We start from the raw sequence: 14,772 nt of genomic DNA, 5'->3' as shown, positions 1-14,772 counted from the left end.
CACAACCTCCGCCGCCTCATCGGGGTCCGCGCGAGCCTCCGGCGTCGTCGTTTCCCCTGTTGTGGGCGAATTGGATGGGTTAGGGTGGGCCCATGTCGCGGTTCAGCTTCCTGGAGTGGCCGGTTGTACGGCAGTTCCGCACGAGTGATTCGCTCGGGCGGGGCGAGGCCGTGACCTCGCGGCGGACCCGTGAAATCGCTCCCCGGACGTCCACCGCGGACCGCGTGGTGCAAAGCGTGTGTCCATACTGCGCGGTGGGATGCGGTCAGCGCGTCTTCGTCAAGGACGAAAAGGTTGTCCAGATCGAGGGCGACCCGGATTCGCCGATCTCCCGCGGCCGGCTCTGCCCCAAGGGATCTGCCAGCGAGCAGTTGGTCAACGCGCCCGGCCGGCAGACGAGGGTGCTCTACCGGGCGCCCCACGCCAAGGACTGGCAGCACCTTGACCTGGACACCGCCGTCGACATGATCGCCGACAGGTTCCTCGAAGCCCGCCGGAACACATGGCAGCAAAGCGATGAGCACGGCCGGCCGCTCCGTCGGACCATGGGCATCGCCGGGCTGGGCGGGGCGACCCTCGACAACGAAGAGAACTATCTGATCAAGAAGCTCTTCACCGCTGCGGGCGCCATCCAGCTCGAGAACCAAGCCCGCATTTGACACTCCGCAACGGTTCCCAGTTTGGGAACCTCGTTTGGACGCGGCGGCGCGACGCAATCGCTGCAGGACATGGCCAACGCCGACTGCATCGTCATCCAGGGCTCCAACATGGCCGAGTGCCATCCCGTGGGCTACCAGTGGGTGACGGAAGCCAAGGCCCGCGGTGCGAAGGTCATCCACGTGGATCCGCGGTTTACCCGAACCAGCGCGGTGGCAGACAGGCACGTGCCCATCCGTGCCGGTTCGGACATCGTGCTGCTGGGCGCCCTGATCAATTACGTGATCCGCAACGATCTGTGGTTCAAAGACTACGTTCGGGCCTATACCAACGCGGCGACCCTGGTGAACGAAGACTTCCGTGACACCGAGGACCTCGACGGGCTGTTCTCCGGATTCGATCCGGAAACGGGCCAGTACGACCTCGCGTCCTGGGCCTATGAGCGGAAGTCGGAGGCCGGAGCACCCGGGGGCTACGAACACGGCGCCGACACCGCGGAACGGGCAGCGGGGCACCAGTACGGCAGCGGAGGGCCGACCCTGGCCCACCCCGATTTCGAGCAGGACCCCACGCTGGAGCACCCGCGGACGGTGTTCCAGATCCTGAAACGGCACTATGCCCGGTACACCCCGGAGATGGTCCGGGACGCCTGCGGCATTTCCCTGGCGGACTTCGACTACCTGGCGCGGGCCGTCACGGAGAACTCAGGCCGCGACCGGACCACGTGCTTCGCGTATTCCGTCGGCTGGACCCAGCACACCGTGGGCGCGCAGTACATCCGGACCGCTGCGATCCTGCAGCTCCTGCTGGGCAACATGGGCCGGCCGGGCGGGGGAATCATGGCGCTGCGCGGCCATGCCAGCATCCAAGGTTCCACCGATATTCCGACACTGTTCAACCTGTTGCCCGGCTACCTCCCCATGCCGAAGGCCGAGATGGAGACGTTGCAGGACTACCTCGGCGGCATCGCGTCGCCGGACCAAAAGGGTTACTGGGCCGACGCCGATGCCTACACCATCAGCCTGCTCAAGGCCTGGTGGGGCGACGCGGCCCGTGAGGACTCGGAGTGGGGCTACGGCTACCTTCCGCGGATCACCGGCGCGCACGGGACCTACCAGACAGTCATGGGCATGCTTGCCGATGAGGTCGAGGGCTACTTCCTCTTCGGCCAGAACCCCGCGGTCGGGTCGGCCAACGGCCGGATGCAGCGTCTTGGCATGTCCCATTTGAAATGGCTGGTGGTGCGCGACCTGAACCTCATCGAGTCGGCGACGTGGTGGAAGGACGGCCCCGAGATCGCCACGGGCGAGCTGCGGACCGAGGACATCGGCACCGAAGTCTTCTTCCTGCCGGCGGCGACGCACGTGGAAAAGGCGGGAACCTTCACGCAGACCCAGCGGCTGCTGCAATGGCGGCACCAGGCCATCCAGCCGCCGGGGGACTGCCGGAGTGAACTGCAGTTCTTCTACGAGCTGGGCCAACGCCTCCGGGCCAAGCTGGCGGATTCGACCGATGAACGGGACCGGCCGCTGCTGGACTTGACGTGGGACTATCCCACCGACGAACACGGCGACCCCGACGGCGAGGCGGTGCTCGCGGAAATCAACGGCCGGCATCTCACCGGTCCCCGAGCCGGCATGCCCCTCTCGTCGTACACCGAGATGCGTCCCGACGGCTCGACCTCGGGAGGATGCTGGATCTATACCGGCGTGTATGCCGACGGCATTAACCACGCCGCCGACCGCAAGCCCGGCCAGGAACAAGGGCCGGTCGCCTCCGAGTGGGGCTGGGCCTGGCCGGCGAACCGGCGGATCCTCTACAACCGCGCGTCGGCGGACCCTGACGGCAAGCCCTGGAGCGAACGCAAGAAGTACATCTGGTGGGACCCGGAGCAGAACCGGTGGACCGGAGAGGACGTCCCCGATTTCCCGCTGGACCGCGCTCCCGGGAGCAGGCCGGACCCGACAGCCGGCGGCGCCGCCGCGCTGGCAGGAGACGACCCCTTCATCATGCAAGCCGACGGCAAGGGATGGCTGTTCGCGCCCAAGGGCATGGTGGACGGGCCGCTGCCGACCCACTACGAGCCGCAGGAATCTCCGGTCGCCAACCCGCTCTACCGGCAGCAGCAGAATCCCGCCCGGATCACCTTCCCGCGCGCAGACAACCTCAGTGCGCCGAGTGCCAACGTGCGCGGTTCGGACATCTACCCCTACGTGTTCACCACCTACCGCTTGACCGAACACCACACGGCCGGCGGGATGAGCCGCTGGCTGCCGTACCTCTCGGAGCTGCAGCCGGAAATGTTCTGCGAAGTGTCGCCGGAACTGGCGGCCGAACGCGGCCTGGAACCCTACGGTTGGGCGACAATCGTCTCGCCACGGGCAGCCATCGAGGCCAAGGTGCTCGTGACCGAACGGATGAAGCCGCTGGTCGTCGGCGGGCGCACGGTGCACCAGATCGGGGTGCCCTACCACTGGGGCGTCGGACAGGAAGCGGTCATCAGCGGGGACGCAGCCAACGACCTGCTGGGCGTGACCCTGGACCCGAACGTACAGATCCAGGAATCCAAGGCCGGATCGTGCGACATCTTCCCGGGCCGCCGGCCTCAGGGCCCGGAACTGCTCGCCCTGGTCGCCGAATACCGGGCCCGCGCCGGGGTGACGCCCGAGACCGGCAGCGACAAGATCACCCATCCCGGCCCCGTGCCGGGTGATGACACCACGAGGGAAGGCTTATGAAACGGCTGACCGAAGCGCCCGGGGACATTCCGCACACCGGACACCCGCGCAAGGGCTTCTTCACGGACACCTCGATCTGCATCGGCTGCAAGGCGTGCGAGGTGGCCTGCAAGGAATGGAACCGCAATCCCGCCGACCCGCAGTACGAACTGCTGCAGTCCTCCTACGACAACACCGGCGCGCTGGGAGCCGACACGTGGCGCCACGTCGCCTTCGTCGAGCAGGACCGCGGGCGGATCGAAAAGGCACGCGACTCCGGGCGGGCACTCGTCAGCCTCGGCATGCCCGGCATCGGACCGCCGGGAAGCGCGGCTGCAGCGGTGAAGCCTTCGGGCGTGGATACGACGCCCCCCGATACGCCCGATTTCCGCTGGCTGATGTCCTCGGATGTGTGCAAGCACTGCACCAACGCCGGGTGCCTGGACGTGTGCCCCACCGGTGCGCTGTTCCGCACAGAACACGGCACGGTGGTGGTGCAGGACGACGTCTGCAACGGTTGCGGCACCTGCGTCGCGGGATGCCCGTTCGGCGTGATCGAACGGCGCAGCGACGGCACGGCAGGACCGAAGACGCAGCGTGACTTCACCCCGGGGGAACAAGCCCCGACCCGCAACGTCGGTGTCGCCCAGAAATGCACGCTGTGCTACGACCGGATCACCGACGACCAGACGCCGGCCTGCGCCCAGGCCTGCCCCACGACGTCGATCAAGTACGGCGAGCGCGAGGAATTGGTGGCCACCGCGAAGCAGCGGGTAGCTGAACTGCACTCGCAGGGGCTGACCGAGGCACGCCTCTACGGGGCCAACGATTTCGACGGCGTGGGCGGCACCGGTTCCGTGTTCCTGCTGCTCGACGAACCGGAGGTGTACGGGCTGCCGCCGGACCCGCGGGTGCCCACGGCGGACCTGCCGCGCATGTTCAAACGGGCGGGCATCGCCGCGGCCGGCATGCTGGCCGCGGCCGCGGCCGCCTTCCTGACGGGAGGCCGCGGGTGACAGTCTCCGACTTCGATAGCTACCGCCCGCCCGAACCGCCTCGCCGCTCCCGGCGCGGCGGCAAGCGGCGCCGCGCCGGGACCGGAGACGGCTCGGGCGAAATGCCGGTGGTTCCGGACGCCCGGTTTGACTCCTACTACGGCCGGCCCGTGGTCAAGCCGCCGCCGTGGGGCGACCCGATAGCCCTCTACCTCTTCCTCGGCGGCGTGGCCGGCGGCTCGGCGCTGCTCGGACTCGGCGGGCAACTGACGGGCCGGCGTGCGCTGTGCCGCAACAGCCGCCTGTCCGCCCTCACGGCAGTCGGCCTCGGCGCCGTCGCGCTGATCGAAGACCTGGGCCGGCCCGAGCGGTTCCTCAACATGCTGCGCACCATCAAACCCACCTCGCCCATGAGCCTGGGCTCCTGGATCCTTGCCGCGTTCAGCGCCGGTGCCGGGATCTCCGCGGCGTCCGAAATCGACCGCCTGACCGGCTCCCAGCTGCCGCTGGGGCCGCTGCGCCCGGTGCTGCGCGCGCTCGAGGGCCCGGCGGGAGTCGAGGCAGCGGTGTTCGCGGCACCGCTCTCCGCCTACACCGCGGTTCTGTTGTCGGACACCGCGAACCCGACCTGGAACGCCGGTCGCGACAACTTGCCCTTCGTTTTCGTCAGTTCTGCCAGCCTCGCCGCGGCCGGTCTTGCCATGATCACGACCCCCGTCCGCGAAGCCGGGCCCGCCCGGGCGCTCGCGGTCCTGGGCGTTGCCGGTGAGGTCATCGCCACCCGGGCCCTGGAACGCGGCATGGACCCGGTGGCCGCGGAACCCCTCCACGAGGGTGGTCCCGGGCACATGCTTAAGTGGAGCGAGCGGCTGGCCGTCGCCGCCGGTGTGGGGGTGCTCGCCGTCGGCAGGCACAGGCCGGCGGCCGCGGCCTGCGGCACGGCGCTGCTGGCCGCGTCGGCGCTGACGCGGTTCGGCATCCTGCGTGCCGGTATCCGCTCGGCGGAGGATCCCCGCTACACGATCGAGCCGCAGAAAACCCGGCTCGCCGCCCGTCGCCGCGCGGGCACCGTCCACGATTCGATCACGACCGCCGGCTGAGCCAGACTGGCGCCAGCCAGGCTGGCGCGGGCCTAGCGCACCTCGATCCCGGCTCCCGGAACGGTCTGCCCCACCACGGGGTGCCCGGGCAGTTCCCCGACCACGAGCAATCCGCCGGAAGTCTGCGCGTCGGCCAGCAGCAGCAGGTCATCCTCCGTGATGCCGGCCCCCGGCCGCAGGTGCGGGCGGACCCATTCGAGGTTGCGCCGGGTGCCGCCGGAGATGTAGCCATCCCGCAGCGACTCCCGCGCGCCGTCGATGAGCGGCACGGCCTTCCGGTCGATGACCGCACCCACGCCGGACGCGCGGCACATCTTGTAGAGGTGGCCGAGGAGGCCGAACCCGGTGACGTCGGTCGCCGCGCGGACGCCGCCGCGCACGGCCGCGTCGGCGGCCTCCCGGTTCAGCTGCGTCATCACGGCGACCGCCTCGTCGAAGACCTCCCCGGTCCTCTTGTGCCGGTTGTTGAGCAGGCCGAGGCCGATCGGCTTGGTCAGCGTGAGGGGCAGCCCGGGCCGGGCCGCGTCATTGCGCATCAGCTTGCCGGGGTCGGCGATGCCGGTCACCGCCATCCCGTACTTCGGTTCCGGGTCGTCAACCGAGTGCCCGCCCGTCACCGGACAGCCCGCACCGGACGCCACGGCGAGCCCGCCCCGCAGCACTTCGGTCAGCAGTTCCATCGGCAGGACGTCACGGGGCCAGCCAACCAGGTTGATCGCGCTGACCGGACGGCCGCCCATGGCATAGATGTCGGAGAGGGCGTTCGCCGCCGCGATCCGGCCCCAGTCGTACGCGTCGTCGACCACGGGAGGGAAGAAGTCCGCCGTCGAGAGCACCGCGAGGTCCTCGCCGACCCGCACGGCGGATGCGTCGTCGCCGTCGTCGAGCCCCACCAGGACGTCGGGGTTGGTTTGGCCGGTCAGGCCGCGGACAACGTCCTCGAGCTCGCCGGGCGGAATCTTGCAGGCACAGCCTCCGCCGTGTGCGTATCCCGTGAGCCGGACTGCTGCGGCGGACTCTTCTGCGAGGCCGGTGAACCCGTTCATGATCACAGCATAGGAGCGGCGGGCCGGTGTTACCATGCTCGTGGAGGCGTCCGGGTCCTGGTGGGCCCCCCGGTCTTCAAAACCGGTGAGGCCGAGTACCTCGGCCTGGCGGGTTCGATTCCCGTCCGCTTCCGCCAGCTGCGCAGCTGAAGGTGACCCGGAAGGAGGGCCGTGGGCCAGAACGACCCGCGCCGGCACATTCCGCGCACCGACCAGCTGCTCGCCCACCCGGAACTTCTCCACGCACGCGTGCGCCTCGGCGACGACGCCATCCGTTCCACCGTCCGGGAGGTGCAGGAACAGGCGCGTCGCGGCGACCTTGCGCCGGAAGACGTCGAGGCGACGGTCCTGTCCGCGGTGGCTTCCCGCGCGGCCAGCTCGTTGCGGCCGGTGCTGAACGCCACCGGCGTCATCGTCCACACGAATCTGGGACGAGCTCCGCTCTCCGCGTCCGCACGCCAGGCGGTGCTGTCGGCGGCCGGTTATGTCGACGTCGAGATGGACCTGCCCACCGGCGGACGGTCCCGGCGCGGGGCCGGTGCGCGGAAGGCTTTGCTGGACGCCTGCCCGGCCGCCGAGGAAGCGCTGGTGGTGAACAACGGCGCCGCAGCCCTGGTGCTGGCCACCACCGCCCTGGCCGGATCGCGCGAAGTGGTCATCAGCCGCGGCGAACTCATCGAGATCGGGGCCGGTTTCAGGCTGACCGAGCTGATTGAATCGACCGGTGCCCGGCTGCGCGAAGTGGGCACCACCAACCGGACGCACCTGGAGGACTACGCCTCGGCGATCGGCGCGCAGACCGGCTGCCTGCTCAAGGTGCACCCGAGCAATTTCCGGGTCAGCGGGTTCACCGCGGACGTCGGCGTCGGCCGGCTCCGGTCCCTGGCCGAAGAGCACCGGATCCCGCTGGTCGTGGATCTGGGCAGCGGCCTGCTCCAACCAGACCCGGTGCTGCCCCAGGAACCGGACATCTCCGGCGCGCTCGCCGCCGGGGCCGACGTCGTCATCGCCAGCGGCGACAAACTCCTGGGCGGTCCCCAGGCGGGGCTGCTTTTGGGCCGGGCCGCGGTCATCACCCGGCTGGCCCGCCATCCGCTCGCGCGGGCGATGCGGGCAGACAAACTGACGCTGGCCGCGGTGGAGGCGACGCTCACCGGAGAACAGACTCCGGTGGCGGCGGCCCTGCACGCCGATCCCGCCCGGCTGCGGCAGCGCACGGAGCGCCTGGCGGCCAGCGTTGGCGGCCGTATGGTGGAGCACGACGGAAGGGTCGGCGGCGGGGGAGCGCCCGGGGTGCCGCTGCCCGGGTGGGCCCTCCAGCTGCCCGAAGCGGCCGCCCGACGGCTGCGGACGGGCGACCCCGTGGTGTTGCCCCGGGTCCACCGCGGTGCCTGCCTGGTCGACCTGCGCTGCGTGCCCGAGGCCGACGACGAGCGGCTCGCCGCCGCTGTGCGCTCGGCGTTGGCACACGTCGACGACCAGCAGCGAACCACGGAGTCCTGACATGTTCGTGGTGGCCACCGCTGGACACGTCGATCACGGCAAAAGCACCCTCGTGCGCGCGCTCACCGGAATGGAGCCCGACCGGTGGGCCGAGGAACGGCGCCGCGGTCTGACCATCGACCTGGGTTTCGCCTGGACCGTGCTCCCGTCGGGCAGGGACGTGGCGCTCGTGGACGTGCCCGGGCACGAGAAGTTCCTGGGCAATATGCTGGCCGGACTCGGTCCCGTTCCCGCCGTGTGTTTCGTCGTCGCCGCGGACGAAGGCTGGCAGGCCCAATCCAGCGACCATCGGGACGCCGTCGCGGCGTTGGGGATCAACCACGGGCTGGTGGTGCTGACCCGCAGCGACCGCGCGCCGGGCCGGGCCGGCGAGGTCCTCGCGCGGGTTCGGGCGGAGCTGGCCGGCACCGGGCTGCACGACGCCCCGGCAGTCGCCGTGTCCGCGGTCACGGGAGCCGGCCTCGACGAGTTGCGCAAGGTACTGGATACGACCTTGTCCTCGATCCCCGCTCCCGACCCCTCGGGCCGCGTGCGGTTGTGGATCGACCGATCCTTCACGATCAGCGGCGCGGGAACGGTGGTGACCGGGACGCTGACGGCCGGCTCCCTTGCCGTGGGCGACCGCCTGCAGCTCGCGGGCCACGGCTGCCTCCGGCCGGTGTCGGTGCGGGGCCTGCACAGCCGTAACGAAGCCTTATCGTCCATCGGTCCGAGCAACCGGGTCGGCGTCAATGTGCGTGGTATGGCCGCCGGCGGCATCCATCGCGGCGACGTCCTCCTGTCCGAAGACGCCTGGCTCCTCGTGGACAGCATCGACGTCCGCCGCACGATGGGTGCGGCGTTCCCCGACGGGCCGCGGCACCTGCTCGCCCACATCGGCACCGCGGCCGTGCCGTGCCGGGTGCGTCCGTTCAACGAGGACCACGCCCGGCTGACCCTCGAGCGGCGGCTCCCGCTGGCGATCGGGGACCGCCTGGTGCTGCGGGCCGAAGGCAGCCGGTCGGTGCTGGCCGGGGTCCAGATCCTCGACGTCGACCCGCCGGCGCTCGACCGCCGCGGGGACAGCGCCAGGCGCGCCGAAAGCCTCGCGGCGATGCCTCCCCGGGGCGACGCGCTCATCGAGGTGGTCCGCCGGGGGGCTGTCCGGAGTGACCACCTCCGCCGGATGGGTGTCTCGACGTCCGGCAGGGTCCCCGACGACGTCCGGGCGTTCGGCGAGTGGTGGGTGCACGCACCCCTCTTCGACGACTGGCGGCGGCGGCTTCGGGACGCAGTGCTGGAACTGGGGGAGCGGGACCCGCTTGCGGCCGGCCTGTCCCGCGGGGCCGCCGTTGACCTGCTCGGACCGGCAGGGAACGCGGTGCTCGGTGCGGCCGTCCGGGAGGCGGGGCTGGAACAGGTCGGCGGATACGTCCGGCTGGCGGGCCGGCACGGCGATCTCGGTGCCGCCGAGGACGCTGTCAGCACGCTGGAGCGCCGCCTCGGGGCCGAACCCTTCGCCGCCCCGGAAGCCCACGACCTGAGGGCCCTGGGTCTCGGCAACCGTGAACTCGCCGCCGCGGAACGCAGCGGGCGTCTGCTCCGGTTTGCCGGCGGGGTTGTGCTGCTCCCGCAGGCGCCCGCCCTGGCGATGCGCGAATTGGCCCGCCTGCCCCAGCCCTTCACGGCCAGTGAGGCACGCCGCGCGCTGGGCACGACCAGGCGGGTGGCCATCCCGCTGCTCGAACACCTCGACGCACGCGGCTGGACCCGGCGGCTCGACTCCGGCCACCGGACCCTCGTGCGGCGGGCAATACCGACGGGCTAAGGTCGCGAGGGCCGGCGGCGGGGACACAAATCGGTTAGCGTTCGATAACTGAAGCTTGTCTGAGGCAACCGTTTCCGGCGGCGTCCCGAGCCCTCCAGCAGGCCGGGATCCCCGTGTTTCCGGGCATCCGGCCATGGCACCCTGCCTGGGGCCGAAGTTTTCGCCCGGTGGCGGCCCGTGGCTTTAAGGTTGCATCTCGGTAACAACCGGATATGAAGCGAAGTTTTTATACCCAAGCCGAGGGGTTCCGGTTTACGCTCTATTGCGTGTGAGACATGCCACGTTCGGCGGGAAGCTCGTTGAACTTCAGGCGACGCGGTCTATGTCCGTCCCCTGCAGCACTGCAGGGGACCTTCCAAAGACAGAAACAAGGAGGCGGAATGCGTTTCGGACGTACTTCCAAAGCTATCGGGGTCGCGGCTGTTGCAGCCCTGGCCCTGAGCGCCTGCGCGACTTCGGGTGGCGGAAATTCCCCCGAGGGCACAGGCGATTCCACCGCGGCTGGAGCCGGTGGTTCCATCAGCGTCGCTGAAGTGAACGCCTTCAGCTCCTTTAACTCGGACACCGCCGTCGGCAACGTCGATATCAACTCGAAGATCTCGTACCTGACCCACGCGGACTTTAACTACATCGACAACGAACTCAACGTGGTCAAGAACGAAGAGTTCGGCACCTACGAGAAGGTCAGCGAAGACCCGCTGACCATCAAGTACACGGTCAACGAGGGCGTCGCCTGGTCGGACGGCAACCCGGTCGACGCCGGCGACCTGCTGCTGGCCTGGGCCGTCTACTCCGGCCATTTCGACGACGCCACCTACAACGACGAGGGTGAAGTCGACAAGGGCACTGCCTACTTCTCCTACGCCGGCGACACTTCCGGCCTGGGCCTGACCGACAAGCCCGAGATCAGCGACGACGGCCGCTCCATCACGCTGAAGTACTCCAAGCCGTTCGCCGACTGGGAGATCTCCTACGGAGTCCTAGACAGCCCGGCTCACGTAGTGGCCGAGAAGGCCGGACTGGCGGACGAGCAGGCACTGGTCGACCTGATCAGCGAGAGCCCCAAGGGTAATCCGGACAAGCCGGCCGAGAACGAAGAGCTGAAGGCCGTCGCCGATTTCTGGAACACCGGTTTCGACAGCAAGACCCTCCCATCGGACGCCAGCCTCTACCTCTCCACCGGCCCGTTCATCGTGGACAGCATCACTCCTGATCAGTCCATGACCCTGGTCCGCAACGAGGCCTACGAATTCGGACCGATGCCGAACGTGGAGGAAATCACCATCCGCTACATCGGCGCCGCTCCGGACCAGGTCCAGGCGCTGAAGAATGGCGAAGTGGACATCATCGCCCCGCAGGCGTCCGCCGACACCGTGGAACTGCTCGAAGGCCTGGAGGGCGTGACCGTCAACCGCGGCGAGCAGCTCTCCTACGACCACATCGACCTGAACTTCTCGGGCGTCTTCAAGGAAGCCAACGTCCGCGAGGCGTTCATGAAGGCCGTGCCGCGCAAGGCCATCGTCGACCGCCTGATGGCTCCGCTGGATCCGGAGGCCACGCCGCTGGATTCCCAGTTCTTCGTGCCGGCGCAGGCCGCCTACGAGGACTCCGCCGCCAACAACGGCTCCGAGAACTACCAGGAAGCCGACATCGAGGGTGCCAAGGAGCTGCTGGCCGGCGCCACCCCCGAGGTCCGGATCATGTACAACAAGGACAACCCCAACCGCGTGGACGCCTTCACGCTGATCGAGGAATCCGCCTCCAAGGCCGGCTTCAAGATCGTCGACGGCGGCCTGGGCGGCTCCGACTGGGGCTCGGCCCTGGGCGGCGGCACCTACGATGCCACCATCTTCGGCTGGATCTCCCCGGGCGTGGGCGTCAGCGGCGTGCCGCAGATCTTCCGCACCAAGGCCGACTCCAACTACAACGGTTTCTCGAGCAAGGAAGCCGACGCCCTGATGGACGAGCTGATCGTCACCACGGAGCCGGAGAAGCAGGACGAACTCATCAAGCAGATCGACAAGATCGTCTGGGATTCGTTCTACGGCCTGCCGCTGTTCCAGCCGGTCGGCATCGATGCCTACAACAGCGACCGGATCGACGGTGTGAAGTACATGCCGAACCAGACCGGCGTCTGGTGGAACTTCTGGGAGTGGAAGGTTAAGTAACCGCCCCGCCTGTTCCTCGGCAGATAGCATGCAAGGCGTCGGGACCTTGAGTACCACGGTCCCGGCGCCTTGCGGCATTTACCACCGGATTTTCCCGCATAAGTGATTGGGATTCCCCAAATTCCGCTCGTGTGTAACCTGCATTACACTCACTGTGAAAATGCCGGATCCACAAGATCCGCAAACACATACCAACGAGGTTAAAAACGCTATGGTGACCTACATTGTGCGGCGGTTATTCACCGCCGTGCTCATTCTCCTAGGTGCCTCTTTCCTGGTCTATCAGTTGACGGCGCTGTCGGGTGATCCCCTGCACGACCTCCGGGAGAGCAATGCCGCGAATAAGGAGCAGCTCATGCAGCAGCGCATTGCGCTGCTCGACCTGGGAACGCCGGCACCCATCCGGTACTTCGGCTGGCTGGCGGGCGCCGCCAAGTGCGTCGTCCCGTTCGTGGCGCAGTGCGACCTGGGCTATGCCGTCAACGGCCAGCCGGTCACCGTAGAACTCGGCCGGGCCATGGGCATGACCATTCTGCTGGTCACTGCGGCGACAGTCCTCGCCATCATCATCGGTGTTTCCCTGGGTATTGTTTCGGCACTGCGGCAGTACAGCGCCCTGGATTACGGCATCACCTTCATGGCGTTCCTCTTCTTTTCACTTCCCGTTTTCTGGGTAGCCGTCCTGCTGAAAGAATTCGGTGCCATCGGATTCAATAACTTCCTGAGAGACCCAAACATACCCCTGCAATCCATCCTCATCATCGGGTTGGTCAGCGCGGTCGTGTGGTTCGTCTGCGCCAACGGCAGCTACAAACGGAAACTGGGCGCCGCCGGGATCGGTTTCCTGCTGGCTGCCGCAGTGTTCTGGGGTCTGTCGGTCACCCAGTGGTTCAAAACTCCCGGGCTCGGCCTGGTAGTTATTGCCATCAGCGGCGTCGGCATCGCCTTCGGCATCACCCTGCTGGCCGCGGGCCTGAAGAACCGCAAGGCGCTCTACTCTGCGCTCATCAGCGTCGGCGTCGGCGTGGTCATCTACTTCCCGATCCAGCCGCTCCTGGCCCAGGCCACCGGGCTGATGATCTTCCTGCTGGCCCTTGCCGCCGTCCTGGTCGGACTCGCGGTCGGATGGTTGATGGGCGGGTATGACCGCCGCCAGAGCATGAATGCTGCGGCGATAACCTCCTTCCTGGTCGGATGCCTCATCGCGCTCGACCGCTTCATGCAGGCATGGCCCACTTACTTCACCAACGGGCGTGTCAACCAGCGCCCCATCGCCACCATCGGCTCGGAAACGCCGAACCTGAAGGGCGACTACTGGGTCCACGGCCTCGACACGTTCACCCACCTGCTGCTGCCCACCATCGCGCTGCTGCTGATTTCCCTGGCGTCCTACAGCCGCTACTCGCGGTCGTCGATGTTGGAGATCATGAACATGGACTACATCCGCACCGCCCGGGCCAAGGGCCTGGGCGAGCGCACCGTGGTAATGCGCCACGCGTTCCGCAACGCGCTGATTCCGATCGCCACGATCGTTGCCTTCGACATCGGCGGGCTCATCGGCGGCGCGGTGATCACCGAGCAGGTGTTCGCGTTCGCCGGCATGGGGCAGCTGTTTATCCAGGCGCTGCAAAGGGTCGACCCGAATCCGGTGATGGGTGTCTTCCTCATCACCGGCATCTTGGCACTGGTCTTCAACCTTGTCGCGGACCTGGTCTACTCCGCGCTTGATCCGCGAGTGAGGGTAAAGGCATGAGCACCACGGCAACGAAACCCGTCGCAGCCACCAACGAGAACAAGGCCGGCCTCAGCCAGGGCCAGATCGTCCGCAGGCGCTTCATCGGCAATACGGCCGCCGTCGTCAGCCTGGTGGTCTTCGGCCTGATCCTGCTGATCGCCTATTCGTCCAGCGGGATGTTCGGCCTGCCGGGCTGGTGGAAGTACACGCACAACGGCGTCAACGACATGGTGAACTCGGGAGCGCCCACCCTGCAGCTGTTCCCGTTCAGCCTGGGCGAACATCCGTTCGGCCAGGACCGGCTGGGCCGCGATACGTTCGCCCAGACCATGCGCGGCATCCAGATTTCCGTGGCGGTAATGTTCATCATCGGCCTGGTCGGCGGCGCCATCGGGGTGGTCATCGGCGCCCTCGCCGGCTACTTCCGCGGCTGGGTCGAAGCGGTGCTGATGCGGCTGACCGACGTCGTCATCGTCATCCCACTGATCATCATCGCGGCGGTGCTCGGCCAGGTCGCCGGGCGGGCCGTCGGGCCCGGCATCCAGCCGTATTTCCTGGGCCTGTTCGTGGGCTGCGTGATCTGGACCGGCCTGGCGCGACTGGTCCGGGCGGAATTCCTGTCCCTGCGCGAGCGCGAATTCGTCGACGCCGCACGGATCGCCGGCGCGTCCAGCGCCCGGATCATCTTCAAGCACATCCTGCCGAACGCCGTGGGCGTCATCATCGTCTCGGTGACCCTGAGCATGTCGGCCGCGATCCTGCTGGAGACCAGCCTGTCCTACCTGGGCCTGGGCGTGAAGGCACCCGACGTCTCGCTGGGCCTGCTGATCAGCCAGAACCAGGAAGCGTTCCAGACCCGTCCGTGGCTGTTCTGGTGGCCGGGCATGTTCATTGTGGCCATCTGCCTGTGCATCAACTTCATCGGCGACGGACTGCGCGACGCGTTCGACCCGCGGCAGAAGAAGTTCAATGCCAAGCGGGCGAAGGCGGCAGCGGTTTCCGCGCACCCCGAGACCGGAACCACCGCGACGACGGGTGTCTAGG

The 14,772-nt window shown here is 68.2% G+C and carries 9 protein-coding genes and 1 tRNA gene; 9 read left to right on the top strand and 1 reads right to left on the bottom strand.

Annotated features, from left to right (window positions below):
- Positions 1 to 92: 92 nt before the first annotated feature.
- Genes fdh through nrfD form a run of 3 tightly spaced genes read left to right on the top strand, consistent with a single transcriptional unit; the run spans position 93 to position 5,469 of the window.
- Positions 93 to 3,395 (top strand): formate dehydrogenase, encoded by a 3,303-nt coding sequence (fdh, locus tag AC5RVZ_RS19465; RefSeq protein WP_494067367.1) that lies wholly within the window; start codon positions 93 to 95, stop codon positions 3,393 to 3,395.
- A complete protein-coding gene (locus AC5RVZ_RS19460) occupies positions 3,392 to 4,390 on the top strand; it encodes a 4Fe-4S dicluster domain-containing protein (protein WP_494067366.1) in 999 nt (332 codons plus the stop codon). The genes fdh and AC5RVZ_RS19460 overlap by 4 nt, the downstream gene beginning before the upstream one ends.
- The gene (nrfD, locus tag AC5RVZ_RS19455) at positions 4,387 to 5,469 is read left to right on the top strand and encodes an NrfD/PsrC family molybdoenzyme membrane anchor subunit (RefSeq protein WP_494067365.1); all 1,083 of its coding nucleotides are present in this window, start codon (positions 4,387 to 4,389) and stop codon (positions 5,467 to 5,469) included. Before AC5RVZ_RS19460 ends, nrfD begins: the two co-directional genes overlap by 4 nt.
- A gap of 32 nt (positions 5,470 to 5,501) precedes the next feature.
- Here the strand turns inward: nrfD and selD are convergent, their stop codons facing one another.
- Positions 5,502 to 6,515, bottom strand: coding sequence for a selenide, water dikinase SelD (gene selD / locus AC5RVZ_RS19450; RefSeq protein ID WP_494067364.1), 1,014 nt, complete (start codon positions 6,513 to 6,515; stop codon positions 5,502 to 5,504).
- Positions 6,516 to 6,557: 42 nt separating this feature from the next.
- On the opposite strand from selD, the gene AC5RVZ_RS19445 reads away from it, so the two are divergent.
- The 6 genes from AC5RVZ_RS19445 (at position 6,558) to AC5RVZ_RS19420 (ending at position 14,771) form a co-directional block, all read left to right on the top strand.
- Positions 6,558 to 6,652: transfer RNA gene (locus AC5RVZ_RS19445), tRNA-Sec, on the top strand.
- Between the two features lie 34 nt (positions 6,653 to 6,686).
- A complete protein-coding gene (gene selA, locus AC5RVZ_RS19440) occupies positions 6,687 to 8,018 on the top strand; it encodes an L-seryl-tRNA(Sec) selenium transferase (RefSeq protein ID WP_494067363.1) in 1,332 nt (443 codons plus the stop codon).
- 1 nt (position 8,019) lies between these two features.
- Positions 8,020 to 9,825, top strand: a complete 1,806-nt coding sequence (gene selB / locus AC5RVZ_RS19435; protein WP_494067362.1) for a selenocysteine-specific translation elongation factor — start codon at positions 8,020 to 8,022, stop codon at positions 9,823 to 9,825.
- Positions 9,826 to 10,205: 380 nt separating this feature from the next.
- Positions 10,206 to 11,993 (top strand): ABC transporter family substrate-binding protein, encoded by a 1,788-nt coding sequence (locus AC5RVZ_RS19430; protein WP_494067361.1) that lies wholly within the window; start codon positions 10,206 to 10,208, stop codon positions 11,991 to 11,993.
- 211 nt (positions 11,994 to 12,204) lie between these two features.
- The gene (locus tag AC5RVZ_RS19425; RefSeq protein WP_494067360.1) at positions 12,205 to 13,746 is read left to right on the top strand and encodes an ABC transporter permease; all 1,542 of its coding nucleotides are present in this window, start codon (positions 12,205 to 12,207) and stop codon (positions 13,744 to 13,746) included.
- Entirely contained in the window at positions 13,743 to 14,771 is a 1,029-nt protein-coding gene (locus tag AC5RVZ_RS19420) for an ABC transporter permease (RefSeq protein ID WP_494067359.1), read from the top strand. The genes AC5RVZ_RS19425 and AC5RVZ_RS19420 overlap by 4 nt, the downstream gene beginning before the upstream one ends.
- Position 14,772 lies beyond the last annotated feature (1 nt).

This window comes from Arthrobacter sp. Cza30 (genome assembly GCF_059090765.1).
The sequence above is the reverse complement of the archived record's forward strand: the minus strand, read 5'-3'. Positions and strand labels throughout refer to the sequence as shown.